Raw genomic sequence first — 22,216 nt, 5'->3', positions numbered from 1 at the left:
CCTACCCGAGCCACCGCCCCAGGGCTATGCCCACGACCAGCAGGAGGCCGAAGAGGAGGTGTAACTGGGCCGTCCTGAGGTCCAGGAAAGTGAAGGCCACGCGACGAGGATGGAAAGCGGCCTGGATGTTCCGCCACGCCAGAGGGACGGTGAGGAAGGCGAGGAGGCTCCATACAGGGAGCCAGCCCCGTCCCACGGCCACAGCGGTGATGCCGTAGGCCATCAGCACCAGAGCGCAATAGTAGAGACTGGAACCGCGGAGCCCCAGGACGCCCGCTATCGTCCGGAAGCCGGCCCGGGCATCGTCTGCCAGATCCCTCATGTTGTTGCCGTGGAGGATGGCGGTGGTCAGAAGGCCCAGAGGCACCGAGAGGAGGAGTGGTGGCCAGGCCAAAGCCTGGGTTTGCACATAGTAGGAGCCCAGGGTCATCAGAGGGCCGAAGGCGAGAAAGACAGCCAGATCCCCCAAGGCCCTGTATTTGAGGCCCAGGGGCGGGGCAGTATAGAAGATCCCCAGGGAAGCCCCGGCCAGAGCCACAAACAAAATGGGAAGGCCCCGCCAGGCCGCCAAAGCCAGACCCACCCCCGCGGCCAGCAGCAGCAGCAACCGACCGAAGCGCAAGAGATGGCCCGGCTCCATCAGACCGTCCAGCAGGACGCGACTGGAACCCAAGGTGGACCAGGTGTCGGCCCCTCGGCGGTAGTCAAAGTAATCGCTTAGGACGTTGATGGCGGCATGGGCCAAAAGGGCTCCCCCGAAGGTAAGCAGCAAGAGGGGCCAAGAGAGGGAAGGGGCGAGGAAGGCCCCGAGGAGGATGGGAGAGATCGTCACCGGGAAGGCGAAGCTGCGGACCGCTTGCCAGTAGATCCGCCAGGGGTTGGGGCGGCTCTTCAGAGGGCCCTGGAAGGCTTGCAGGACTTCCTCCGTCACCTCCACCTGGACCCGCGGCTTCCATTCCTCAGTGTAGTCGGAGATGTAAAGGCGGGTGGGGCGGATGCGGAAGACAAAGAGGGGAAAGAACTTGGCGAAGAGGACCGCCTGGGGGACCTTGCGGAAGAGGATGTGCCGCTCCGGGCGCTCAGCCACGTCCCCCAGGATTTCGATAATCCCCTCCCCCTGCAGGAAACGGTCCGGGACGCCTCGGTCGATGACGAAGAACACGCGGGGATCCCGAAGGATGTTGGAATAGTGATGGCCCCGGCCCTCCGTGGGGCGCTCCAACAGGCCGTAGAGGTAGCCATCCTCCTCCGCAAAGTAAATCTTGTTGGCCCAGACCCTCCCTTCACCTTGACTCACCAAGGTGAGGGTCTTGTTCCTCCTGTAGATCTCCTTGGCGACCTGGAGCGCCTCCCGGAGCGGGGCGGGCAGGGTCGCCTGGGCCATCGGCACCTCCCGGTTCGTTTTGGCCCAATGTATACCACCGCGGGCCGGCGTCCGCAAGCCCTCCCGGCCTGGCGGGTTTCCGGCGGAGCGCCCCCGGGTTCTGTTGGCCCTCCATCGTGAAATCGGCTATCCTCATCCTCGGAACCAGGCATCCGACGCCGACGGGCGAGGGGAGCGGTGATCATCCTGTTGGGGCTGGGACCGGGAGACCCACGCTACTGGACACAGGAGGCCGTAGAGGTGCTGAACGGGCTCCGGGAGATCTACGTGCGGACCCGGCGGCACCCGGCGGTGGCGACCTTGCCGCCCCACCTGGTCATCTACGATTTCGACGCGGTCTACGCGGAGGAGGCCACCCTGGAGGCCGTCTACGAACGGATCGCGCGGACGGTGGTGGACCTGGGGCGGCGCCCCGAAGGGATCTGCTATGCCGTCCCCGGCTCCCCCTTCGTCGGAGAGGCCACGGTGGCCCGCATCCGGGCCCTGGCCGCCGAGGCCGGCCTCCCGGTCCGCATCGTCCACGGCCTCAGTTTCATCGAGGTGGCCCTGGAGCGCTTGGGCCTCGATGCCTTGGACGGCCTCCAGGTTGCCGATGCCTTTGAACTTGCCGAGCGGTATCATCCCCCGCTGAACCCCGACCGTCCCGCCCTCATCGCGCAGTTGGACAGCCGGGCGGTGGCGGCCGACGTCAAACTGACGCTGTTGAACCAGTATCCGCCGGACCACCCGGTGACCCTCCTCGACGCGGCCGGGCTGCCGCAGGCCCGCCAGGAGACCTTCCCGCTGTATCAACTGGACCGCCGCTCGGATTTCACGCCCCTGACCGCCCTTTATGTGCCGCCCCTGGCCCGCCCCGGGGCTTTCGAGACCTTCCAGGACACCATCGCCCATCTGCGCTCCCCGGAAGGATGCCCGTGGGATCGGGAGCAGACCCACCGGAGCCTGCGGGCCAACCTCCTGGAGGAAGCCTACGAGGTCCTGGAGGCTCTGGACGCGGAGGACGTGGCCCGCCTGAAAGAGGAACTGGGGGATCTGCTGCTCCAGATCGTCTTCCACAGCCAGATCGCCGTGGAGAGCGGCGAGTTCACTATGGCCGAGGTGATCGCCTACGTGAACGAGAAGATCCGCCGCCGCCACCCCCACGTGTTCGGCGAGGTGAAAGTCAGCGGCGTCCGCCAGGTGCTGGAGAACTGGGAGCAGATCAAGCAACGGGAGAAGGCGGAACGGGGGCAGGGGGCCTCTACCTTGGATGGGGTGCCGAAGGGGCTTCCGGCCCTGGCCCAGGCGGTCGCCTACGGCGAGCGGGCCGCCCGGCTGAAGTTCGATTGGGACGACGCCAAGGGGGTGCTGGACAAGGTCGTGGAGGAGCTCCGGGAGATCGCCGCCGCTGAGGACCCGGTTCGCCGCGCTGCCGAGTTGGGGGACCTGCTCTTCACCCTGGCGCAACTGGCCCGCCACTGGGGGATGGACCCCGAGGCGGCGCTGCGGGAGGCCAACGCCCGCTTCGCCCGGCGGTTCCGGCGGCTGGAGGCCCTCGCCGCCGCCCGGGGCCGTTCCCTCGCGACCCTCTCCCCCGAGGAGATGGAGGACCTGTGGCGACAGGCGAAGGCCGAGACCGCCGACGAGGGCCGGTGAAGGCCCCCCGGGTGCTGCTGTGCGACGCCGCGGGGCGCCCGCTGGCCCGGCTGCGCCTCTGTCGTTCCCTCGCCTGCCGGGGAAGGGGGCTGATGTTCCGCCGATCCCTGCCCGAGGGCGACGGGTTGCTCTTCGTCTTCCCGCGGCCGGGCCGCCTGGGGACAGCCATCCATATGTTTTTCGTGTTCTTCCCGATCGCCGCCGTCTGGCTGGATGGGGCGGGCCGCATCCTGCACGCGGTGGAGGCCCGGCCCTTTCGGATCTACATCCCTCCCGCCCCGGCCCGTTACCTGATCGAAGGGCCGGTGGATCTGTTGGCCCACGCCCGCGTGGGGGAGGTGTGGACATGGCGCGCGGAGGCTGGAGGATCTTGATGGGCCTGGCGATCGCCCTGGCCCTGGCCCATCGGGTCCAGGCCCAGGAGCCGATCCGCTACACGGTGCAGCCGGGGGACACCCTCACCCGCATCGCCGCCCGCTTCGGAACGACGGTGGAGGCGCTGGCCGCCGCCAACGGCCTGGTGAACCCCCATCTCATCTATGTGGGCCAGGTCCTGATGATCCCCACCGTCGCCCCGTCTCCCCGCCCGGGTCGGATCCACGTGGTGCAGCCCGGGGAGACCCTCTTTCGCATCGCCGTGCGCTACGGGACCACGGTGGATCGGCTGATGGCCCTCAACGGCCTCTCCAACCCCCAGCGGATCTTCGTGGGCCAGGTCCTGCGGATCCCGGAAGAGGCCCCCGGGGAAGCCTCGGCCTGGCCGGCCCCCTTCGCCGAGATCCAGGTGGGCCCCGGAGCGGCGGTCCAAGGCCGGGCCTTCCCGGTGCGGGTCCGGCTGCAGCATCCGGCGGCGGTCCAGGCGGACTTCCTGGGGGTGACCTTCCCGCTGGCCGCGACGGCGGAAGGGGCGGTGGGGCTACTGGCCGTCCCGGCGATGCAGGCCCCCGGCGTCTATCCCCTGGTCCTCACCGCGCGCACCCCCGCGGGCCAGACGGCGCGGGCGACCCTTTCCATCCGGGTGGCGGCGGGGGGTTATGCGCGGGAGGCCATCTCCTTGCCGCCGGATCGGCAGAACCTCCTGGACCCCCGGTTGGTTCGGGAGGAGCGGGAGAAGGTGCTGGGGGCGTGCCTCCCCTTCGAGCCGGAGCGCCGCTGGTCGGGCCCCTTCCGGTATCCGGTGGCGAACCCCGTTGTCACCTCGGCCTTCGGCACCCGTCGCTCCTACAACGGGGGCCCGTATGCCAGTTACCACGAGGGGCTGGACCTGCGGGGCACGGTGGGGACGCCGGTGTATGCCCCGGCCGCCGGGGAGGTGGCCCTGGCGGAAACCCTGGTGGTGCGGGGGAACGCCGTGATCCTGCGCCACGGGTGGGGGGTGTGCAGCGGCTACTGGCACCTGAGCGCCATCGCGGTGCGGCCGGGCCAGCGGGTGCAGGCGGGGGATCTGCTGGGGTATGTGGGGAACACCGGCCTCTCCACCGGCGCCCACCTGCACTGGGAGATCCGGGTGCGGGGCGTGCCGGTAGATCCCCGTCAGTGGGTGGAGGAGGCCCTCCCGTAGCCGCCGTCCTTCGCGGCGGGAGGTTCCCCCTGCGGCCCTTGGTGGAGGCCGTCAGGGCATTTGCGGGTGGGCCTGGGCCTGGCCTACCAGGAAGGCGTAGGCCACGGCTGCCGCCAGGGCCACCGTCCGCCCGTCCGGGTCCAGGGGCGGGGCGGTTTCCACCAAATCCATCCCCAGGCACGCCGGATGGGCGGCCAGGCGCTGGACCAGCCTCAGGCCCTGGACCGCCGTGAGGCCGCCTGGGGTGGGCGCCGAGACCCCCGGTGCGTAGGCCGGGTCGAACACGTCCATATCGAAACTGAGGAAGAAGCCGACGGTCCCCGCCAGGGCCCGCTCCAGCGCCTGTTCTGCCAGTGCCTCCAGATCCGATCGATGGACCTGCATAGCCGTCACGGTGAGGATGCCGAACCGCCGCGCCGCCTCGGCGTAGGCGCGGCTGTTGCGCCCCCCGGCCAGGCCGATCTGGACCAGATGGCGGCCCTCCAGGATGCCGCCCTCGATGAGGCGCCGGAAGGGCGTGCCGCTGGTGATCTCCCCCTCCAGCGGCTCCCGCAGGTCGTGGTGGGCGTCGAACTGGATCACCCCCACGGGCCGGCCGCCCCATCCCGCGACGAGGCCGCTGATGGTGGCGAAGGAGAGGCTGTGATCGCCGCCCAGGATCAGGGGGCGCAGGCCCATGCGGGCGACGCCGGCGATCACCTCGCGGACCCGTCGGTCGGTCTCCCGGGGGTCCGTGTGCACCACGGCGACGTCCCCCAGGTCCACCAGGCGCAGGCCCTCCGCGAGGTCCACCCCGCTCTCCAGGTCGAAGGCGGTCATCCGGTAAAGGGCGCGCCGGATGGCCGCTGGGGCCTCCCGCGCCCCCCGCCGGCCGATCACCGCGGTGTCGAAGGGGACGCCGACCAGGGCCACGGAGGCAGCGGCGGGATCCGACGTGCGCAAGTCCTCCACCCGCACGTCCCGCGGGTCTGGGGGGACGGGGGAGTGCTCGAGGGGGCGCAGCCAGGGCAGGGAGGGCATCATCGCCGGGGCATCCTCCCGATCCGGGCGCCTACATTCCGGTGGAGACCACCACAGCGATGGCGAAGCCGCCGTCGTGGGTCATGCTCACCGCCCACTGCCTCAGGCCCAGCACGCGGGCGCGTTCCGCGGCCCAGCCCCGGAGGTGGACGTGGGGCTGCCCGCGATGGTCGGGCAGGATCTCTACGTCGTGGAACCCGATGCCCTCCCGGGCCATCAGACGCAAGCCGACCCCCAGGGCCTTGGCCACCGCCTCCTTGGCCGCGAAGCGGGCGGCATATTCCCCGACGCGCCCGCGGCAGGCCTGGCGTTCCCCCGGCGTGAACACCCGTTGCAGGAAACGCTCCCCGAAGCGGGCCAGCGCCCGCTCCACCCGCCGGATCTCGATGATATCGATCCCGATGGCTACTGTGCCCATCGTCGGTTTCCCTCACCCCAACCCAGCCAGGAAGTCCCGGATGGCCGCCGCCACGACCTCTGGCTGCTCCAGCATCACCATATGGCCGGCCCCTTCCACCCGCACCAGCCGGGCCCCCGGGATATGGGCTGCCAGATACTCCGCGTATTTGATGGGCGTCATCCGATCGGCCGTCCCCCCGATGACCAGCGTGGGGACCCGGATCTCCCCCAGCCGGTCCATCACGTCGAAGGCATCGCAGGCGCGGTAATCGCCCTCGACCAGCGCCGGGTCGGTGCTCAACAACAGATGGCGGGTGTTCTCCACCCATCGGGCCGGCGGCGAGACCCCCCAGGCCCACTCGGTGATGCGGTCCACCGTCCGCTGAAAGTCCTTCCGCAGGCCTTCCAGGATCTCGGGGCTCACCCGCAGCCGTGCCCCGGTGGCGATCAGCACCAGGGCGGCCACCCGTTCCGGATGGTGGAGGGCCGCCCACTGAGCGATGGCGCCGCCCATCGAGTGGCCGACCCAAACCGCCCGGGGGAGGCCCACGGCCGACATCCAGTCCACCACCACCTGGGCGTAGGCGGCGATGGAGGACCGGCCCTGGCCGGAGGAGCGGCCGTGGCCGGGCAGGTCCAAGGCGTAGACGACGGCCCCGCTCAGGTTCCGCAGCGCCTCCGGCCAGATCAGGTGGGATTCCCCGGCCCCGTGGATCAGGATCACGAAGTGGCGGGCCTCCAGGTCGGCATGCTGGGCATAATACAGGCGTTCCGTCCCCACCTCTTGGTAAGGCATCTCCACCCCCGGAGGGCGCTCCGGCGATCCCCACGGATGGGGCGGTGACGGATCAGCCGAGGAGGCGGACCAGCAGGTTCAGCAGGCGCCAGTAGGCCCGCCGCACCGGCCCGGGCCACTCCGGGCCCGGGAGGAGCGGCGGGAAGGCCCGGGCTCCCCGCTCCCGCCACAGATTATCCCATCCGCTGGCGTCCCACAACAGGTCCGCCCCGGGCAGCCCGGCCGCCCGCACCTTCGGGTCCGGGTTGAACCCGTTGTGGACCAGATGGTTGTCGTGGATCCAGTTTCGCTCCGGGATGGCCCCCACATCGAAGGCCGTGCCCTTGGGGAAGACCTGGTACAGCCCCACCACCGCGATGCCGAAGGAGGCGTTGTCCCGGACCTCGTTGCCCGTCACCTCGGTCTCGTCGGCGGCCATGATCAGGATGCCGGTCCCCGAGGGCACGTTCCCCACGATGGCCCCCGGCTTGGCGAAGTTGGGCCCGTTGTTGTGGACGATGCGGTTGCCGACGATGCGGTTGCGGAAGCCGACCTTGGACTCCAGGTTGGGCAACACGAAGACCAGCACGCCGGCTGTGTTATCATGCACGTAGTTGTTCTCCACGGTGATGGCCACCGAGTTCTCCACCTCGATCCCGCTGACGTTGCCGTAAGCCTCGCTGTCACGGATGATCCCGTTGCGGGACTGGCCGATGTAGATCCCGGTGTCCCACGCCCCGGTGGCCAACACCCGCTCGACGAGGATGTCCTCGCAGCCCACCGGATATACGCCGTAGGCCCCCGTGTTCTCTGCCACCACATCTCGGATGACGACGCCCCGCGCTCCCGGCACCACGATGCCGTTGTTGGTGTAGTTGCGGACGACGAGGTTCTCGACGGTGAAGCCGTCGCGGGCGGCGACGATCCCGTCCCCGAGCACGTTCCGGCCGTCGAGGACCGGCCGCTGGCCGTCCCGGGAGATCCCCCGCAGCGTGAGGTGCTCCGTCTCCACCACCAGGGCTTCGAAATACACGCCCGGCTCGATCAGGACCGTGTCGCCGGGGCCGGTCCGATCCAGCACCGCTTGGATGGACTCGCCGGGCCGGACCACCCAGGTCTGGGGCGCGCGGGGCGGCTCGGGGGCGCCCTGGGCGCCGACGTTGAAGCGGGCCGCCCGCGCCCGGCCGGGGTTCTCCAGCCGGGGGACCACCGGGAGGCCCGAGGGCACGGCTTCAGGGACCGGCGGCATGCTCGACTCGTCGGTCAGCGCGTAGAGGAAGGCGACCAGGTCGGCCCGCTCCTCCGGGCTCAGGCGGAACGGCTGGATCTTCGCGTCCAGGTTCGGGAGGTCCATCCCCCGCCCGCGGCCGCCCCCGTCCTTGTAAAAATCGATGACCTCCTCCAGGGTGGCGAAGACCCCGTTGTGCATATAGGGGGCGGTCAGGGCGATGTTGCGCAGGGTCGGCACCTTGAAGGCCCGTTCGTCGCGGGGCGATCCGGTGACCTCCGCCCGCCCGCGATCCGCCGGCTCTCCCGGGAGGTCGGGCACCCCGATGACCCGGAAGTCCGAGGATCCGAAGAGGGGCAAGGTGTGGCACTCGAAGCAGCGGGTGCGCCCCGAGCGGAAGAGGTTGAGGCCCCGGCGCTGGGCCGGGGTGAGGGCGGTGGGGTCACCGGCCGCGAAGCGGTCGAAAGGCGCGTTGCGGCTGACCAGCGTGCGCTCAAAGGCGGCGATGGCCTTGGCGATGTTCTCGAAAGTCACCGCCGATCCGTCCCGGCCCCCGAAGGCCCGGTCGAACCGCTCCCGGTATTCCGGGATCGCCCGGAGGGCCTGGACCATGCGCTCCGGTTGCCCCGCCATCTCCTGGGGATCGGTGAGGGAGAGGCGGGCGGCTTCCTCCAGGGAGGATGCCCGCCCGTCCCAGAAGAGGCGCCGCAGGTAGCCTACGTTCCACAGGGTCGGCGCCCCCCGGCGCATCGGGCGGCCGTCGGCGCCGATGGAGCGCCCCTTCCCGTCGGCGAAGCCCAGGTCGGGATGGTGGCACGTGGCACACGAGCGGCTGCGGTCCCCCGAGAGGATGGGATCGTAGAACAGCAGACGGCCCAGTTCAGCCTTCTCAGGGGTTTGCGGGTTGTCCGGGGGGATCGGCATCGGGGGAAACGGCCGGCGCAGCGCCCCGGCGGCCCCGGGCATCCCGTCCGCCCACCCGCCGGGCGGCCGGTCCGGGGGAACCGGCCAGAACGCCGCCAGCAGGAAAAGCGCGAGGAAGAGGAAGAAGAGCCCCGCGCCGGCCCAGCGGATCCATCGGCGTCCCACGCCCATGGGGCCCCTCCTTCCCGAGGATTTCCGACGGCCGATCTCATCCTTCGATGGGGGGAAGGGACGGGCGGGTGCAGCGCACGATCCGGCGCACCCGGCGTTCGAACTCGCGCCGGGGCATCAGGACCCGGCGGCCGCAGGTCAGGCAGCGGATCCCAATATCCGCTCCCACCCGCACCACCTGCCACTCCGTCCCCCCGCACGGATGGGGTTTGCGCAACTGGACGACGTCGTCCAGATGGATCTCCAGCGGCATTGCGTCCCCCACTCAATCCCAGCGCCAGACCTCCACCCGGTCGCCCGCCTGCAGGCCATTGAGATCCAGGGGGACCATCACCAGGCCGTCGGAGCGGGCGAGGGTGAAGATCAGGTTGCTTTTGCCGAACAGGGGCTCAGCCCACCAGCCGTCCTCCCGCCGCTCCAGGCGCACCGGGACCCAGTCGATGCGGCCCGGGGCCGAGGGGATGTTGTGGGTGAGGCGGGCGGGCTGTTGGATCGGCGCCGGGGGCTCCAGGCCCTGCATGGCGTAGAGCAGGGGGACCAGGAGCATGCGGGCGACCACGAAGGCCGAGACCGGGTTGCCGGGGAGCCCCAGCACCGGCTTGCCATCGCAGAAGGCCACCAGGGTCGGCTTGCCGGGTTTGATGGCCAGGCCGTGGGCCAGGATCCCCGGCGACCCCAGGCGCGTGATCACCGTCGCCGTCAGGTCGCGGGTGCCCACCGAGCTCCCGGCGGTGAAGACCAGGAGGTCGGCCGCCGCGAGGGCGCGACGGGCCATCGCTTCCAGATCCTCCAGGCGGTCGGGGGCGATGCCGAAGGGGAGGGGCTCCCCGCCGTGCTGGCGGATCAACCCCAGCAAGGAGAAGGTGTTCACATCCCGCACCTGGCCGGGACCGGGGGTTCGGTCGGGCGGGACGATCTCATCGCCGCTGCCCACCAGGGCCACCCGGGGCCGGCGCACCACCGGCACGCGGACGATCCCCAGGGCCGCCAAGGCGCCCAGGTCCTGGGGCCGCACCCGATGGCCGGCGGGGAAGGCCACCGCACCGGCCGCTACATCCTCCCCCACAGCGATCACGTTCTCCCCGGGGGCCACCGGGCGGAACACCTCCAGCGTCTCCTCGTCCAGCCGCTGTGTCCGCTCCACCATCACGACGGCGTCGGCCCCCTCCGGGAGCATGCCCCCTGTGGAGATCCACGCGGCCTCGCCCGGCCCCACTCGGAAAGCCGGCGGCCGGCCCATGGGGACCTCTCCAATCACTCGCAGGTAGGCCGGGAGGCCTTCGGTGGCCCCGAAGGTGTCCGCCGCCCGCACCGCGTAGCCGTCCACGGTGCTCCGCGGGAAGGCCGGCAGGGGCTCCGGGGCCCGGAGGGGCTCGGCCAGGACCCGGCCCAGGGCCTCGGCCAGCGGGACCTCCTCCGCTGGGAGGGGGATCTGGAGATGGCCCCGCAGCCGCCGCAGGGCGTCCTCCGGCGGAAGGACCGTGAAGAACTCTGGCATGGCGTCTCCCTCCACCCTGGCTGTTCCATTCTGGCCGATCTGGGCTGCCCGCGCCAGCGCGGCCGCGCCGACGAGCGTTCCTTGGACGGGCTTTGACGACGGCTCTTCCCCCTGTTTATAATGCGATGGAAGCATCCGCAGGATCCCGGAGACGATCCGGCCATCTGGGGGGAGGACGGCGATGATCGACGTGAACGACCTGCGCAAGGGCACCACGTTCATCCTGGACGGCCAGATCTACGAGGTCCTGGAGTATCAGCATCACAAGCCGGGCCGGGGGAACGCCTTCATCCGCACCAAACTGCGCAACCTGCGCACCGGCGTCATCATCGACAAGACCTTCCTGTCCGGCGACCGGGTTCAGGACATCCGGGTGGAGAACCGGGAGGTCCAGTTCCTGTATCGGGACGGCGATCTCTACTACATGATGGACACCCGGACGTATGAGCAGATCCCGGTGCCGGCGGAGCGGCTGGGGGAGGCAGTGAACTTCCTCAAGGAGGGGATCACCCTGACCCTGCGGGAATACGAGGGCGAACCCCTGGGGGTGGAGCTCCCGGTGACCGTGGATCTGCGGGTGGTGGAGGCCGAGCCCGGCGTGAAGGGCGACACCGCCTCGGGCGCCGACAAGTGGGTGGTGGTGGAGACCGGCTATCGCCTGCGGGTCCCCCTGTTCGTGAACGCAGGGGATATCATCCGCGTGGACACGCGGACCGGTGAGTATGTCACCCGGGTGGCGTGAGCGACCCGGGCCCATCCCCGCTCCGATGGGAGGCCTCGATGCGACCGCGACGCGTGGTGATCACCGGGATGGGGGCTGTCACCCCTCTGGGCCTGGATGTGCCGACGACGTGGGCGAACGCCATCGCCGGGCGTTCCGGCGTGGGGCCCATCACCCTGTTCGACGCCTCGAACCTCAACGTCCGCATCGCCGCCGAGGTGAAGGGCTTCGATCCCCTGAACTACATGGACGCACGGGAGGCGCGACGGCGCGACCGCTTCGAGCAGTTCGCCGTGGCGGCGACGCAGGAGGCGGTGCGCCAGGCGGGCCTGCGCGTCACCGAGGAGATCGCCGATGAGGTGGGGGTGATCATCGGGTCGGCCATCGGCGGGGCCCAGAGCTTCGCCGACGGGGTGGAGATCGCCCTGCACAAGAGCCCCCGCCTCCTCCATCCCTTCGTGATCCCCATGGTCATCGCCGACGGCGCCTCGGCCCAGATCGCCATCGAACTGGGGGCCCGGGGCCCCAACTTCGCCACCGTCTCGGCCTGCGCCGCCGGCGCCGACGCCATCGGCATCGCCTACGAACTGATCCGCAGCGGTGACTGCCGGGTTTGCATCGCCGGTGGCGCCGAGGCCAGCGTCACCTATATCGGTATCGCCGCCTTCGACCGCATCGGGGCGATGTCGCGCCGCAACGACGACCCGGCCGGGGCCTGTCGGCCCTTCGACCGCCATCGGGACGGGACCGTGATGGGGGAGGGGGCGGCCGTCCTGGTGCTGGAGGACCTGGAGTTCGCCCTGGCCCGGGGGGCCGAGCCCCTGGCCGAGATCATCGGCTATGGGGCCACCTCCGACGCCTATCATCCCATCGCCCCCGACGAGAACGGGGCGGGGGCGGCCCGGGCGATGGCCAAGGCCTTGCGCAAGGCCGGCGTCCGCCCGGAGGAGGTGGATTACATCAACGCCCACGGCACCGGCACCCCCCTGAACGACAAGACGGAGACCATGGCCATCAAGACGGTTTTCGGGGAGCGGGCCTACGAGATCCCGATCAGCGCCACCAAATCGATGACCGGCCACATGATCGGGGCCACCGGCGCCCTGGAGGCCATCTTCTGCGTGATGGCCATCCGGGAGGGGATCCTCCCCCCGACCATCAACCTCCAGGATCCCGATCCGGAGTGCGACCTGGACTACGTGCCGAACATGGCCCGCCGCCATCCGGTCCGCATCGCCATCACCAACGCCTTCGGCTTCGGCGGCCATAACAGCGTGCTGGTGCTCCGGCGCTGGGAGGGCCGCTGAGCGGGCCTGCGCCCCCGGAGGGGATTCGGATGACAGCGGCCGGGTCCGTCGCAGCGTTCTTCGACGTCGACCACACCGTGCTCTCGGTGAGCTCCGGGCAGCAGTGGGTGCGGTATCTGCGCCGGAGCGGCCGGATGACCTGGCCGGTGTGGTGGACCTTCATCGGGCTGGCCCTCCGCTATTACCTGGGGCTGTTGGAGTTCCCCCGCGCCAACGCCCGGCTCACCGCCATGATCGCCGGGGCCGACGCGGAGGCCTTCCGAGAGGAGACCCGCCGCTGGTTCGAGGAGTGGGTGCGCCCCTATATCGCCCCCGGGGCCGTCCGGCGGATCGCCTGGCACCGCGAGCAGGGACATCGCCTGGCCTTGGTCTCCGCGGCCACCGAGTATGTGGTGCGTCCCCTGGCGGAGGCCCTGGACATCCCCGACCACCTGTGCACCCGCCTGGAGGTCGTGGACGGGCGGCTCACCGGCCGGGTGGTGGAGCCCCCTTGCTACGGCCCCGGCAAAGTGTATTGGGTCGAACGCTACGCCGCGGAGACCGGGGTGGATCTCGCCCGAAGTTACTTCTACTCGGACAGTTACACCGATCTCCCCCTGCTCCTGCGGGTCGGCCATCCCGTCGCCGTCAACCCGGACCCGCGGCTCCGCCGGCTGGCGCGGCGGCGGGGCTGGCCCATCGAGCGCTTCTACTGAGGGCGGCGCATGCGGCGGGCGGTGCGCATCCTGGGCGTCCCGATGGACCTGGGGCAGGGGCGGCGCGGGGTGGACATGGGACCCAGCGCCGTCCGCTACGCAGGCCTGCAGGCGCGGCTGGAACGCCTGGGCTACCTCGTGGAGGACGGCGGCAACATCGCCGTGCCCGTCCCCGAGGAGGTTCGCGACGATGCGCCACGGAACGGGATGCGACATCTGGAGGCGGTGGCCGAAGCCTGCGAGCGGGTTTTCGCGGCGGTGCGGGAGGCCGTGGCCGTCGGGCGCTTTCCGATCATCCTGGGAGGGGATCACTCCATCGCCATGGGGACCATCGCCGGCGTGGTGGCGGCGGCGGGCCCTGTCGGGGTGATCTGGATCGATGCCCACGGGGATTTCAACACCCCCGAGACCTCGCCTTCCGGGAACATCCACGGCATGCCGCTGGCCCATCTGGTCGGACGGGGGCATCCCCGCCTGGTGGGGATCGGCGACCCCGGCCCCACCCTCCGGCCCGAGCAGGTGGTCCTCATCGGAGTGCGATCCCTGGATCCGGGAGAGCGGGAGGCGATGGCGGAGAGCGGGATGTTGGTCTTTACCATGCGTGAGGTCGACGAGTGGGGCATCGCCACCGTGGTCCGCCAGGCCCTCACCCGCCTGAAGGCGTGGCCGCGCCTGCATGTCAGCCTGGACCTGGACGCCCTGGATCCGCAGGTGGCGCCGGGGGTGGGGACCCCCGTGCCGGGCGGCCTCACCTATCGCGAGGCCCATCTGGCGATGGAGCTCCTGGCCGACAGCGGGCGCGTGGGCTCAGTGGACGTGGTGGAGATCAACCCGATCCTGGACGAACGGAACCGGACGGCGGAGCTGGCGGTAGAGTTGCTGGCCTCGTTGCTGGGCCAGCAGATCCTCTGAAAGCGGGCCGGGGGGTGCCCTATCGCTCCGGATACGCCGGCCCGGCGGCCAGCGGCCCTACGAAATTGCGGAACTCCACCTGCCCCCAGCCGCACCGCGGGCAGGCCACCCGCACCTCCTCGACGTAAGGATCGTGGTCGTCGGGCTGGACGATGGACCAGCGGAGCCGGCCCCCGCATTGGGGGCAAGTCGGGGTGATCAGCCAGGCGTAGACCCCCGGGGGATGGATCCCGGAGAGGGCCGTCCAGATAAGGGCCAGGATCACGCCGATCAGCGCCGGGCCCTGGGGCCGCAGGCCGATCCAGACCCCCAGCCAGGCCAGGGCCAGGAGAGCGATGAAGAGGCGCACATAGCGATAGCGGATGAAGAACATCTTTTTCCTCCTGGTTTAGCGAATCGCCCCCGCGACCTCTCCGTAGTTCACCGGCGCGCTCCACGCTGGGCCCACCGCCAGCCGGCGATGGGCCTCGGGGCCCAGCCGCTCCCAGTAGGCCGCCCGGTCCGGGACGCCGTAGACCCATTCCTCCAGCCAGGCCTGCAGGCGGGAAGGATCCCGCGAGATGGAATCCCATTCCCCATAGAACGCGTTGTCGCGGTCGTAGTAACCCTGGGCATAGGAGGGGTGCGCGCCGTAAGGCACATGGCAGACGGCTGTGACCAGGAAGCCGGGGAGGAGGGTGCGGTTGGGATCCCGACGGATGGCCTCCGGCGGGACGATCTCCTCCGCCGTCACGATCACCCGCCGGGCGGCCAGCGCGGCCTCCTTCTGCTCCCCCACGATCCCCCAGATCTGGGCGTTGCCCTCCTCGTCGGCCCGCTGGACGTGCACGATGGCCACATCCGGATGGAGGGCGGGGACGGCCCACAGACGCTCCCCGGTGAACGGGCAGGCGATCTCCCGGTAGTTCGGGTTGACCCGCGGCAGATCGTGGCCGGAGGGACGCATGGGCATGAAGGGGAGGCCGGCCGCCCCGGCCATCAGCCGCGCCACCATGGCGAAGTGGGTGTATTCCTCGATCTCGATCTCCCCTCGCTCCACCGCCCGGCGGACGGCGTGGAGCATCCCCACGCCGGGGTTCCCCGCCCACGAGAAGATCAGCCGCCGGGCGCACCCGGCCGCCACCATCTGATCGTAGATCAGGTCCGGCGTCGCCCGGGCCAGGGTCAGGCCCCGCTTCCGCTGGCGGATGATCTCATGTCCGGCGGCGAAGGGAATCAGGTGGGTGAACCCCGCCAGGTAGATGAGGTCCCCGTCGTGGACGTAGCGGGAGATCGCCTCGGCCAGCGACATCAACCTGGACATGTCCGCCCCGGTCAGCCCGCCTTCTTGTTGTTCCCCGAGTTGGAGAAGATGGGGAGGTGCCCCAGGGCGATGATATGGCGCCACTTGGCCCGTTCCCCCTCCGTGAACACCGCGGCCTCAGCGACAACGATGGCTCCCGCTTTGTTCATCAACAGCCGCATCGCCTGGAGGGTCGATCCGGTGGAGATCACATCGTCCACCAGCACCACCTTCCGCCCGCGGACCAACTCGATGTCCTTCTCGTCCAGATACAGGGTCTGGGGTTGCCCCGTGGTGATGGAGAGGGTCTCTGCGCTCAGGGCCTCCCCCATATAGGGCTTGTAGCTCTTGCGCAAGATCACATAAGGCAGGCCGGTCTCGATGGAGAGTTGGTAAGCCAGGGGGATGGCCTTGGCCTCAGGGGTGACGATGACCTCGGCCTCCTTGGGGATGCGCTTGGCCAGTTCCTTGGCCGCCGCCAGGACCACCTCGGTTTCCCCCAGCATGTTGAAGATGGCGATGCGAACACCCGGGGCGATCTCGAACAGGGGGAGATGCCGGACCAGGCCGGCGATCTCCACCGTATAGGTCTCGCGCTTCGGGCCCATAGGATCTCCCTCCCGCCGGGATGCCGGGAAAATTATACCAGAACCCCAGGCGACGGCCGGGGCGGGAGCCCACGGGGAGCCGCGATGGGCTTCGATGGAGAAACTCGGCCTCTGCACCCGCGCCCCGTTGGTCCGCTATGCCCTCCAGAAGGGTCTGCCAAGGGAAGGCTGACCCGGAGCCTCTCACCCGTCCTTCACCGGGCGGCCCCAGATGGCCACCTCGTGGCCGGTGGGCCGGAACCCGAAGCGTCGGTAGAGGGCCTGGGAGGCCTGGTTCTCGATCTGGGTGTTCAGGGTGATGGGGAAGGCGCCCAGATCGATGAGGTAGCGCAGGCTCTCCGCCAGCAGATGGGCCCCGATGGCGCGGCCCTGGTGGGCCGGGTGGACGGCCAGGCGCACGATGTGGCCGTGCATCCCGTAGAGGTCGGCGAAGGTGTAGCCCACGATCCCCCCTGCCTCCTCCGCCACCAGGAAATGCGGCACCTGCCGCCACGCCCGCGTCAGGATGGTGGGACCATACCACCACATGGGCTCGAAGGCCTGCCGGTCCACCTCGGCGATGCGCGGGATGTCCGAGAACAAGGCCGGCCGGATCCGGGCGGAGGCGGGCGGGAGGGCCGGGAGACGCCTATCCTCCTTGCGCAGGGTGATCACCCGGGTCCGGAGGGTGAAGCCCAGGGCTTCATAGACCGGCTCCAGCCACGCCCCATCCGCCATCCCCACCACCGCCTCGGCCCCCTGGGCGGCCAGGGCGTCGGCCAGATGGGGCCAGATCTGGCGGAACAGGGCCGACGCATCCTCGCCGTCCGCCACAGCGGCCCCCCGCAGCCAGGCGACCGGGCTATCGGCCAGGATCCCCAGCCAGAAGGCGACCACCTGGCCCACCCGCTCCACCACCCATGCGTGGGGGGAATCCAGCCACTCCTCCAGCGACCACCAATCCAGGGCCATCTGGGACCGCCGGTGGGAGCGGATCAGCCCGAGGATGGCCGTGCGGTCGGCCCGGGTCGCCGGGCGCACGTGCAGCCACAACGGACACCTCCCCAAGGGATCTCCGACGCCGGCCTCGGCAGAGCGCGGCAGCGCCTTCCGTCGGCCGCCGCCGGGGACCGGCAAGCGGTGCCCTCGACGGCCTCCAGGAGCGCCTCCCCGTTCCGCCCCAGCCGCTCCTGGAGCAGGCGGGCCCCGCTCACCTAGCCTCGTCCATCGGCCGGCCTCCGGGGGAAGGATCCCAGGCCGCCCCCTCTCCCGCTTCCTGGTATACTTACCCTCAGGATCGGTGACAAATCCGAGGCCGCGGTGTTCTTTTCCATGAGCCAGCAGCGTTCAAGGACGGAGCCCAGCGTGGAGGAGCGGGCATTGGTGGACCGGGCCCGGCAGGACCCCGAGGCCTTCGGTCAACTCTATCTCCGCTACGTCCGCTCGATTTACAACTACATCTTCTACCGCACCGGCGACCCGGAGGAGGCGGAGGACCTGACCAGCCAGGTGTTCCTCCAGGCCCTGCAGCACCTGTCCCGGTTTCAGGACAGAGGCGTGCCCTTCGCCGCCTGGCTTTTCCGGATCGCCCACAACCTGGTGGCCAACTGGCATCGGGACCGCCACCGGCGGCCGACGGTCCCCCTCTCGGAGAACGGCCATGAGCCGGTGTCCGATCGCGTCGAGGTGGTGCTGGAGCGCCAGGAGGATCGGGAGCGCCTGCTGGCCGCCATGCGGCGCTTGCCTCCGGAGCGCCAGCAACTCCTGATCCTGAAGTTCGTCGAGGGCATGTCCAACGCAGAGATCGCCCAGATCATGGGGCGGAGCGAGGGGGCGGTGCGGGTGCTGTATCACCGCACGCTGGAGGCCCTCCGGAAAGAATTGCGCCGGGAGACCCGTCCGGGAGGTTGAGGCGATGCCGGACCTCGTCGATTGGCTGGATCTGCACAGCATGCGTCTGCAGCAGGGCCTGCGCGGCGCCCACGCGTATCCGATCTCCCCGCTGGCCTTCTCCCCGGAGGAGCGCGCGCTCTTCCGGCTGGCCGAGGGCCTGGCCGAGGTCCTGCGTCCGGTGGAGCCGCCCCCCGCCTGGGTGGCCTCGCTCTACGAGCGCCTGATGCGGGAGGCCCGCCGCCCGGCGCCGCGTCCCGGGCTGCCTCTGTCCTGGTGGTGGGTGGGGGCGGCGCTGGGGACGATGGCCCTGGGCCTGCTGGCCTATCAGCGCCTCCACCGGGCCCGCCCCGCGTGAGGCCGGGAGACGGTTCCTGGGATCTCCGGACGAAAGGAGGGGATGATGGGTCGCTACAGTCGGATCGCCGGATGGGGGATGGCCGTTCCCCGCCGGGTGCTCACCAGCCGGGAGCTGGCGTCGATGCTGCACACCACCGAGGAATGGATCCTCACCCGCACCGGGATCCGGGAGCGGCGCATCGCCGGGCCCGGGGAGACCACCTCGGACCTCGCGGTGGCGGCGGCCCGGGAGGCCATGGCCCGGGCGGGCGTCCTCCCCCAGGATCTGGACCTGATCATCGTGGCCACCTCGACCCCGGATTATGTGATCCCTCCGGTCTCATCGATGGTTCAGGAGAAGCTGCGCGCCCGCTGCGGGGCCTTCACCCTGGGGGCCGGGTGCACCGGCTTTATGTATGGCATGGCGGTGGCTCACGCCTTCATCGCCGCTGGCCTGATGCAGAACGTCCTGGTGATCGGCGCCGAGATCATCAGCCGCAACATCGACTGGACGGACCGGAACACGGCGGTGCTCTTCGGGGACGGGGCGGGGGCGATGGTCCTGCAGGCCAGCGACCTGCCCACCGGCCTGCTCTCCTTCGTGCTGGGCTCCGACGGCTCGGGGGCGGAGCACCTCATCGTCCCGGGGATCTCCACCAACCATGTCATCACGGAGGAGACCATCCGGCAGAAAGGGCACCTGCTCCGGATGAACGGCCGGGAGGTCTTCAAGTTCGCCACCCGGGTGCTGGGGAAGGTGGCCATTGAGGCCATCGCCCGCAGCGGCCTGGCGCCCGACGAGATCGACCTGATGATCCCCCACCAGGCCAACGAGCGCATTATCGAGGCCGCCTGCCGCGAGCTGGGCTTCCCCATGGAGAAGGTGTTCATGAACCTGGACCGCTATGGGAACACCTCGGCGGCCTCCATCCCCATCGCCTTCGCCGAGGCCATGGAGCAGGGGCGGATCCGGGAGGGGGACCATCTGTTGCTGATCGGCTTCGGGGCGGGGCTGACGTGGGCCGGGGCGGTGGTCCGGTATGGGGTGCGGCCGGAGGATCGCCCCATCGCCGTGGAGAACTGGCCGGTGCGCCTGCCGGTCTCCCTCCCGGACCTCAACCGGCTGGAGCCGGTGCGCCAGGCCAAGGTGATGGCCCTGCGGGCCCGCCGGCAGTTGCTGCAGACGGCCATGAGCTTGCTGCTGCCCTTCTACACCCGCTCCCGCCGCCGCAAGGCTTCGCGGTGAACGCGCCCGCCCGCGGGGGTCTTGACAGGCGGCGGGATGCGGTTATCATTAGCTGGCGACAAGTGAATACGGCCGAGGTGCCCGACGCCCCGGATGGCAGGGCTGAAAGGCGAAGTCCGGTGAAAGTCCGGCGCTGTCCCGCAACGGTAACCACGGCTGCCCGCGCAGACCGTGGAAGCCCGGTCGCCCGCCTCGGCCTCCTCCGAGCCTCGCGGAAGGGGTAGGAGCGCCGCCCGCCTGTTTTCGAGTGTGCTTGGGCTGTCCCGCGGCCTCCCTGTCCTTCCCGGCAGGGAGGCCGTGATGTTCTGGCCTCCGGTCGGGAGGGGCCTCCGCTCCTTCGGCGGGGCCCATCCCGAACCGGAGGTGATGCCATGCGGAATCGGTTGCGGTGGCTTTCGTTCCTGTTGCTGCTCTCGCTGGCCGTCGGGTGCGCGGGAGCCACCCCGCCGCCGCCCACGGCCACGCCGGCGCCGACCGTTCCCCCTACCCCGACCGTCACGCCGGCCCCCACCCCGACGCCCACCCCCTTCCTGGTCCTCACCGATGAGGCCGGGCGCCAGGTGGTGCTCCGGGCCCGCCCGCAACGGATCGTCACCCTGGCCCCCTCAGCGACCGAGATGATCTTCGCCGTGGGGGCGGGGGATCGCCTGGTGGGGCGCGATGCGCTCTCCGACTACCCGCCGGAGGCCCAACGGGTCCCCAGCATCGGAAGCACCTACCAGACCCTCAACACCGAGGCCATCCTGGCCCTCCGGCCGGACCTGATCTTAGCCCCCGGCGTGATCAGCCCGGAGCAGGTGAAGACCCTGGAGGGCCTGGGGCTGGTGGTCTTCCATCAGAGCACCCCCACGGATCTGGAGGGGATCTTCCAGCAGATCCTGACGGTCGGCCGGCTGACCGGGAACGTGGCGCAGGCGGAGCAGGTGGTGGCGGCGCTGCGGGACCGGGTCCGGGCGGTGGAGGAGAAGGTGAAGGCCGCGCCCGCCCGACCCAAGGTGTTCTACGAGTTGGACGCCACCGACCCCAGCAAGCCGTGGACGGCGGGGCCGGGCTCCTTCATCGACCGGCTGATCACCATAGCGGGCGGCCGGAACGTCGGCGCCGTCCTCTCCCGCGAGTGGGGGCAACTGAGCCTGGAGGAACTGATCCGTCAGGATCCCGATGTGATCCTGCTGGGGACGGCCAACTACGGCGAGACCCCGGAGAAGGTCCGGCAGCGGCCCGGGTGGGCCCGCCTGCGGGCGGTGCGGGAAGGGCGGATCTATCCCATCAACGCGGATCTGGTCACGCGGCCGGGGCCGCGGGTGGTGGAGGGGCTGGAGACCATGGCCCGCCTCCTGCATCCGGAGTTGTTCCCCCAGGGCGGCCGGGAGCCGCTCCGGCGGGCGCTGGCCGAGGCCCTCGCCGGGGTTCGGTGAGGTGGGCGTGTTGGGGATCTCCGGGACGGGAGGTGGGGGATGTCGCGCGAGGCCTTGGCCTTGGGGCAGATCCGATCGCGGGCGCTGCGGGTGGGGTTGTGGGCGGTTCTGGGGGGGTGGGCCGCCCTCGGCCTGATCCTGGGCCTTCTGCTGGGTCCGGTCCCCATCCCCGTCCCGGAGGTGGTGCGGATCCTCCTGGGCCGCTGGCTCCCGGTGGGGGCGGTGAGCGATCCCACCCTGGCGGCCATCGTCTGGGAGGTGCGGCTGCCCCGGGTGGTGCTGATGGCGCTGGCCGGGGCCGCGCTGGCGGGGACCGGCGCGGCCTACCAAGGGTTGTTCCGCAACCCCTTGGCGGATCCCTATCTGATCGGGGTGGCGGCGGGGGCGAACCTGGGGGCGCTGGTGGCGACGGCCCTGAACCTCCCGGTGACCCTGGCCGGCCGGATGGCCCTGCCCATGGCCGCCTTCACGGGGGGCGTGCTGACCGTGGCGCTGGTCTACCGGCTGGCCCGCGTCGGCCGGGGGGTGCCCTTGACCGCGTTGCTGCTGGCGGGGGTGGCGGTCGGGGCGATCCTCAACGCCATCAGCATGGGCCTGCTTTTGGGGATGATCGGACGGGTGGCTCCCCATCGGGCGTGGATCTGGATGCTGGGGGGCTACGCCCTGGGAGGATGGCCTTCGGTCTGGGGGGCGTTGCCCTATGTCGCCGTCGGGCTGGGGATCTTGATGGTCCTGGGGCGCCCCCTCGATGCCCTCCAGTTCGGGGAGGAACAGGCGGCGCAGTTGGGCGTCCCGGTGGAGGGGGTGAAGCGGCTGGCCATTGGGGCGGCCACCTTGGCCACGGCCGGGGCGGTGGCCTTCACCGGCATCATCGGCTTTGTGGGCCTGATCGCTCCGCATCTGGCCCGGATGCTGGTCGGCCCGCGGTATCCGCGGGTGCTTCCGGCGGCGGTCCTGATCGGGATCGCTCTGCTGGCGCTGGCCGATCTGCTGGGCCGCACCCTGATGGCGCCCCAAGAGATCCCCCTGACCATCCTGACCGCCCTCCTGGGGGGTCCGTTCTTTCTTTACCTGCTGGGCCATGCCCGGCAGGGTTTCTGGTTCTGACCCCCGCTGGGATGGCTTTTCGGAGGGGAAAGGAGGGATCTTGGTCCGGGGTTGGGTTTCCCCGGGCGAAGAGATTACCTGCGTTCTCATGGCGCAAAACGCTTCCGCGGACCCCCC

General features: G+C 70.5%; 23 protein-coding genes and 1 riboswitch. Of the genes, 12 read left to right on the top strand and 11 right to left on the bottom strand.

The window, feature by feature from the left end; genetic code table 11:
• Window position 1: 1 nt before the first annotated feature.
• Window positions 2-1,384 carry a UbiA family prenyltransferase gene (locus C4313_RS04930; protein WP_352428761.1) on the bottom strand — a complete coding sequence of 461 codons (1,383 nt, stop codon included), beginning with the start codon at window positions 1,382-1,384 and terminating at the stop codon, window positions 2-4.
• Between the two features lie 177 nt (window positions 1,385-1,561).
• Here C4313_RS04930 and mazG point away from each other — a divergent pair, with 177 nt between their 5' ends.
• From mazG to C4313_RS04915, 3 genes are read left to right on the top strand one after another with little or no spacing between them, the layout of a single operon-like run.
• Complete coding sequence (gene mazG, locus C4313_RS04925; protein ID WP_352428760.1) at window positions 1,562-3,019, top strand: nucleoside triphosphate pyrophosphohydrolase; 1,458 nt, start codon at window positions 1,562-1,564, stop codon at window positions 3,017-3,019.
• Window positions 3,016-3,393, top strand: a complete 378-nt coding sequence (locus tag C4313_RS04920; protein WP_352428759.1) for a DUF192 domain-containing protein — start codon at window positions 3,016-3,018, stop codon at window positions 3,391-3,393. The genes mazG and C4313_RS04920 overlap by 4 nt, the downstream gene beginning before the upstream one ends.
• A complete protein-coding gene (locus C4313_RS04915; protein WP_352428758.1) occupies window positions 3,393-4,580 on the top strand; it encodes a LysM peptidoglycan-binding domain-containing protein in 1,188 nt (395 codons plus the stop codon). Before C4313_RS04920 ends, C4313_RS04915 begins: the two co-directional genes overlap by 1 nt.
• 51 nt (window positions 4,581-4,631) lie before the next feature.
• Here the strand turns inward: C4313_RS04915 and hutG are convergent, their stop codons facing one another.
• The 6 genes from hutG to C4313_RS04885 are packed head-to-tail and all read right to left on the bottom strand — an operon-like array spanning window position 4,632 to window position 10,595.
• Window positions 4,632-5,600 (bottom strand): formimidoylglutamase, encoded by a 969-nt coding sequence (gene hutG, locus C4313_RS04910; protein WP_352428757.1) that lies wholly within the window; start codon window positions 5,598-5,600, stop codon window positions 4,632-4,634.
• 31 nt (window positions 5,601-5,631) lie between these two features.
• The gene (gene acpS, locus C4313_RS04905; protein WP_352428756.1) at window positions 5,632-6,018 is read right to left on the bottom strand and encodes a holo-ACP synthase; all 387 of its coding nucleotides are present in this window, start codon (window positions 6,016-6,018) and stop codon (window positions 5,632-5,634) included.
• A gap of 12 nt (window positions 6,019-6,030) precedes the next feature.
• Window positions 6,031-6,795 carry an alpha/beta fold hydrolase gene (locus C4313_RS04900; RefSeq protein ID WP_352428755.1) on the bottom strand — a complete coding sequence of 255 codons (765 nt, stop codon included), beginning with the start codon at window positions 6,793-6,795 and terminating at the stop codon, window positions 6,031-6,033.
• A 52-nt stretch (window positions 6,796-6,847) separates the two neighbouring features.
• Complete coding sequence (locus C4313_RS04895; RefSeq protein WP_352428754.1) at window positions 6,848-9,097, bottom strand: parallel beta-helix domain-containing protein; 2,250 nt, start codon at window positions 9,095-9,097, stop codon at window positions 6,848-6,850.
• Window positions 9,098-9,134: 37 nt separating this feature from the next.
• Window positions 9,135-9,350, bottom strand: coding sequence for a DUF951 domain-containing protein (locus C4313_RS04890; protein WP_352428753.1), 216 nt, complete (start codon window positions 9,348-9,350; stop codon window positions 9,135-9,137).
• A gap of 12 nt (window positions 9,351-9,362) precedes the next feature.
• Window positions 9,363-10,595: a molybdopterin molybdotransferase MoeA gene (locus C4313_RS04885; RefSeq protein ID WP_352428752.1), complete on the bottom strand. Its 1,233-nt coding sequence runs from the start codon at window positions 10,593-10,595 to the stop codon at window positions 9,363-9,365.
• A 181-nt stretch (window positions 10,596-10,776) separates the two neighbouring features.
• Here C4313_RS04885 and efp point away from each other — a divergent pair, with 181 nt between their 5' ends.
• The 4 genes from efp to rocF are packed head-to-tail and all read left to right on the top strand — an operon-like array spanning window position 10,777 to window position 14,230.
• Window positions 10,777-11,337, top strand: coding sequence for an elongation factor P (efp, locus tag C4313_RS04880; protein WP_352428751.1), 561 nt, complete (start codon window positions 10,777-10,779; stop codon window positions 11,335-11,337).
• Between the two features lie 38 nt (window positions 11,338-11,375).
• Window positions 11,376-12,623, top strand: a complete 1,248-nt coding sequence (gene fabF / locus C4313_RS04875) for a beta-ketoacyl-ACP synthase II (RefSeq protein ID WP_352428750.1) — start codon at window positions 11,376-11,378, stop codon at window positions 12,621-12,623.
• Between the two features lie 29 nt (window positions 12,624-12,652).
• On the top strand, window positions 12,653-13,318 hold the full coding sequence (locus C4313_RS04870; protein WP_352428749.1) for an HAD family hydrolase: 666 nt from the start codon (window positions 12,653-12,655) through the stop codon (window positions 13,316-13,318).
• Window positions 13,319-13,327: 9 nt separating this feature from the next.
• A complete protein-coding gene (gene rocF / locus C4313_RS04865; RefSeq protein WP_352428748.1) occupies window positions 13,328-14,230 on the top strand; it encodes an arginase in 903 nt (300 codons plus the stop codon).
• A 19-nt stretch (window positions 14,231-14,249) separates the two neighbouring features.
• Here rocF and C4313_RS04860 read toward each other — a convergent pair whose 3' ends face one another.
• The 4 genes from C4313_RS04860 to C4313_RS04845 all read right to left on the bottom strand — a co-directional run bounded on the left by C4313_RS04860 (window position 14,250) and on the right by C4313_RS04845 (window position 17,152).
• Window positions 14,250-14,603 (bottom strand): zinc ribbon domain-containing protein, encoded by a 354-nt coding sequence (locus tag C4313_RS04860; RefSeq protein WP_352428747.1) that lies wholly within the window; start codon window positions 14,601-14,603, stop codon window positions 14,250-14,252.
• A 15-nt stretch (window positions 14,604-14,618) separates the two neighbouring features.
• The gene (locus C4313_RS04855) at window positions 14,619-15,533 is read right to left on the bottom strand and encodes a CoA transferase subunit A (protein ID WP_352428746.1); all 915 of its coding nucleotides are present in this window, start codon (window positions 15,531-15,533) and stop codon (window positions 14,619-14,621) included.
• Window positions 15,534-15,544: 11 nt separating this feature from the next.
• Window positions 15,545-16,120 (bottom strand): phosphoribosyltransferase family protein, encoded by a 576-nt coding sequence (locus C4313_RS04850; protein ID WP_352428745.1) that lies wholly within the window; start codon window positions 16,118-16,120, stop codon window positions 15,545-15,547.
• 183 nt (window positions 16,121-16,303) lie between these two features.
• Window positions 16,304-17,152 (bottom strand): GNAT family N-acetyltransferase, encoded by an 849-nt coding sequence (locus C4313_RS04845; RefSeq protein WP_352428744.1) that lies wholly within the window; start codon window positions 17,150-17,152, stop codon window positions 16,304-16,306.
• Window positions 17,153-17,419: 267 nt separating this feature from the next.
• On the opposite strand from C4313_RS04845, the gene C4313_RS04840 reads away from it, so the two are divergent.
• From C4313_RS04840 to C4313_RS04820, 5 genes are all read left to right on the top strand, one after another.
• Window positions 17,420-18,010 carry an RNA polymerase sigma factor gene (locus C4313_RS04840; RefSeq protein ID WP_352428743.1) on the top strand — a complete coding sequence of 197 codons (591 nt, stop codon included), beginning with the start codon at window positions 17,420-17,422 and terminating at the stop codon, window positions 18,008-18,010.
• 4 nt (window positions 18,011-18,014) lie between these two features.
• A complete protein-coding gene (locus C4313_RS04835; protein ID WP_352428742.1) occupies window positions 18,015-18,347 on the top strand; it encodes a hypothetical protein in 333 nt (110 codons plus the stop codon).
• A 45-nt stretch (window positions 18,348-18,392) separates the two neighbouring features.
• Window positions 18,393-19,574 (top strand): beta-ketoacyl-ACP synthase III, encoded by a 1,182-nt coding sequence (locus C4313_RS04830; RefSeq protein WP_352428741.1) that lies wholly within the window; start codon window positions 18,393-18,395, stop codon window positions 19,572-19,574.
• 58 nt (window positions 19,575-19,632) lie between these two features.
• Window positions 19,633-19,783, top strand: a riboswitch (cobalamin riboswitch).
• A gap of 162 nt (window positions 19,784-19,945) precedes the next feature.
• On the top strand, window positions 19,946-20,992 hold the full coding sequence (locus C4313_RS04825; protein ID WP_352428740.1) for an ABC transporter substrate-binding protein: 1,047 nt from the start codon (window positions 19,946-19,948) through the stop codon (window positions 20,990-20,992).
• Window positions 20,993-21,031: 39 nt separating this feature from the next.
• Entirely contained in the window at window positions 21,032-22,099 is a 1,068-nt protein-coding gene (locus tag C4313_RS04820; RefSeq protein WP_352428739.1) for a FecCD family ABC transporter permease, read from the top strand.
• Window positions 22,100-22,216: the final 117 nt, after the last annotated feature.

This window comes from Thermoflexus sp. (genome assembly GCF_040289485.1).
GTDB lineage: Bacteria > Chloroflexota > Anaerolineae > Thermoflexales > Thermoflexaceae > Thermoflexus.
This window is presented reverse-complemented; position numbering and strand designations above follow the sequence as displayed.

Excerpts from the sequence above, each read along its gene's own strand:
- efp (WP_352428751.1), top strand. The coding sequence starts at position 10,777 with ATGATCGACGTGAACGACCTGCGCAAGGGCACCACGTTCATCCTGGAC.
- C4313_RS04870 (WP_352428749.1), top strand. The coding sequence starts at position 12,653 with ATGACAGCGGCCGGGTCCGTCGCAGCGTTCTTCGACGTCGACCACACC.
- C4313_RS04850 (WP_352428745.1), bottom strand. The coding sequence starts at position 16,120 with ATGGGCCCGAAGCGCGAGACCTATACGGTGGAGATCGCCGGCCTGGTC.
- acpS (WP_352428756.1), bottom strand. The coding sequence starts at position 6,018 with ATGGGCACAGTAGCCATCGGGATCGATATCATCGAGATCCGGCGGGTG.
- C4313_RS04900 (WP_352428755.1), bottom strand. The coding sequence starts at position 6,795 with ATGCCTTACCAAGAGGTGGGGACGGAACGCCTGTATTATGCCCAGCAT.
- C4313_RS04820 (WP_352428739.1), top strand. The coding sequence starts at position 21,032 with ATGTCGCGCGAGGCCTTGGCCTTGGGGCAGATCCGATCGCGGGCGCTG.
- C4313_RS04855 (WP_352428746.1), bottom strand. The coding sequence starts at position 15,533 with ATGTCCAGGTTGATGTCGCTGGCCGAGGCGATCTCCCGCTACGTCCAC.
- fabF (WP_352428750.1), top strand. The coding sequence starts at position 11,376 with ATGCGACCGCGACGCGTGGTGATCACCGGGATGGGGGCTGTCACCCCT.
- C4313_RS04915 (WP_352428758.1), top strand. The coding sequence starts at position 3,393 with ATGGGCCTGGCGATCGCCCTGGCCCTGGCCCATCGGGTCCAGGCCCAG.
- C4313_RS04890 (WP_352428753.1), bottom strand. The coding sequence starts at position 9,350 with ATGCCGCTGGAGATCCATCTGGACGACGTCGTCCAGTTGCGCAAACCC.
- C4313_RS04860 (WP_352428747.1), bottom strand. The coding sequence starts at position 14,603 with ATGTTCTTCATCCGCTATCGCTATGTGCGCCTCTTCATCGCTCTCCTG.
- C4313_RS04930 (WP_352428761.1), bottom strand. The coding sequence starts at position 1,384 with ATGGCCCAGGCGACCCTGCCCGCCCCGCTCCGGGAGGCGCTCCAGGTC.
- C4313_RS04895 (WP_352428754.1), bottom strand. The coding sequence starts at position 9,097 with ATGGGCGTGGGACGCCGATGGATCCGCTGGGCCGGCGCGGGGCTCTTC.
- C4313_RS04825 (WP_352428740.1), top strand. The coding sequence starts at position 19,946 with ATGCGGAATCGGTTGCGGTGGCTTTCGTTCCTGTTGCTGCTCTCGCTG.
- hutG (WP_352428757.1), bottom strand. The coding sequence starts at position 5,600 with ATGCCCTCCCTGCCCTGGCTGCGCCCCCTCGAGCACTCCCCCGTCCCC.
- rocF (WP_352428748.1), top strand. The coding sequence starts at position 13,328 with ATGCGGCGGGCGGTGCGCATCCTGGGCGTCCCGATGGACCTGGGGCAG.
- C4313_RS04835 (WP_352428742.1), top strand. The coding sequence starts at position 18,015 with ATGCCGGACCTCGTCGATTGGCTGGATCTGCACAGCATGCGTCTGCAG.
- C4313_RS04885 (WP_352428752.1), bottom strand. The coding sequence starts at position 10,595 with ATGCCAGAGTTCTTCACGGTCCTTCCGCCGGAGGACGCCCTGCGGCGG.
- C4313_RS04830 (WP_352428741.1), top strand. The coding sequence starts at position 18,393 with ATGGGTCGCTACAGTCGGATCGCCGGATGGGGGATGGCCGTTCCCCGC.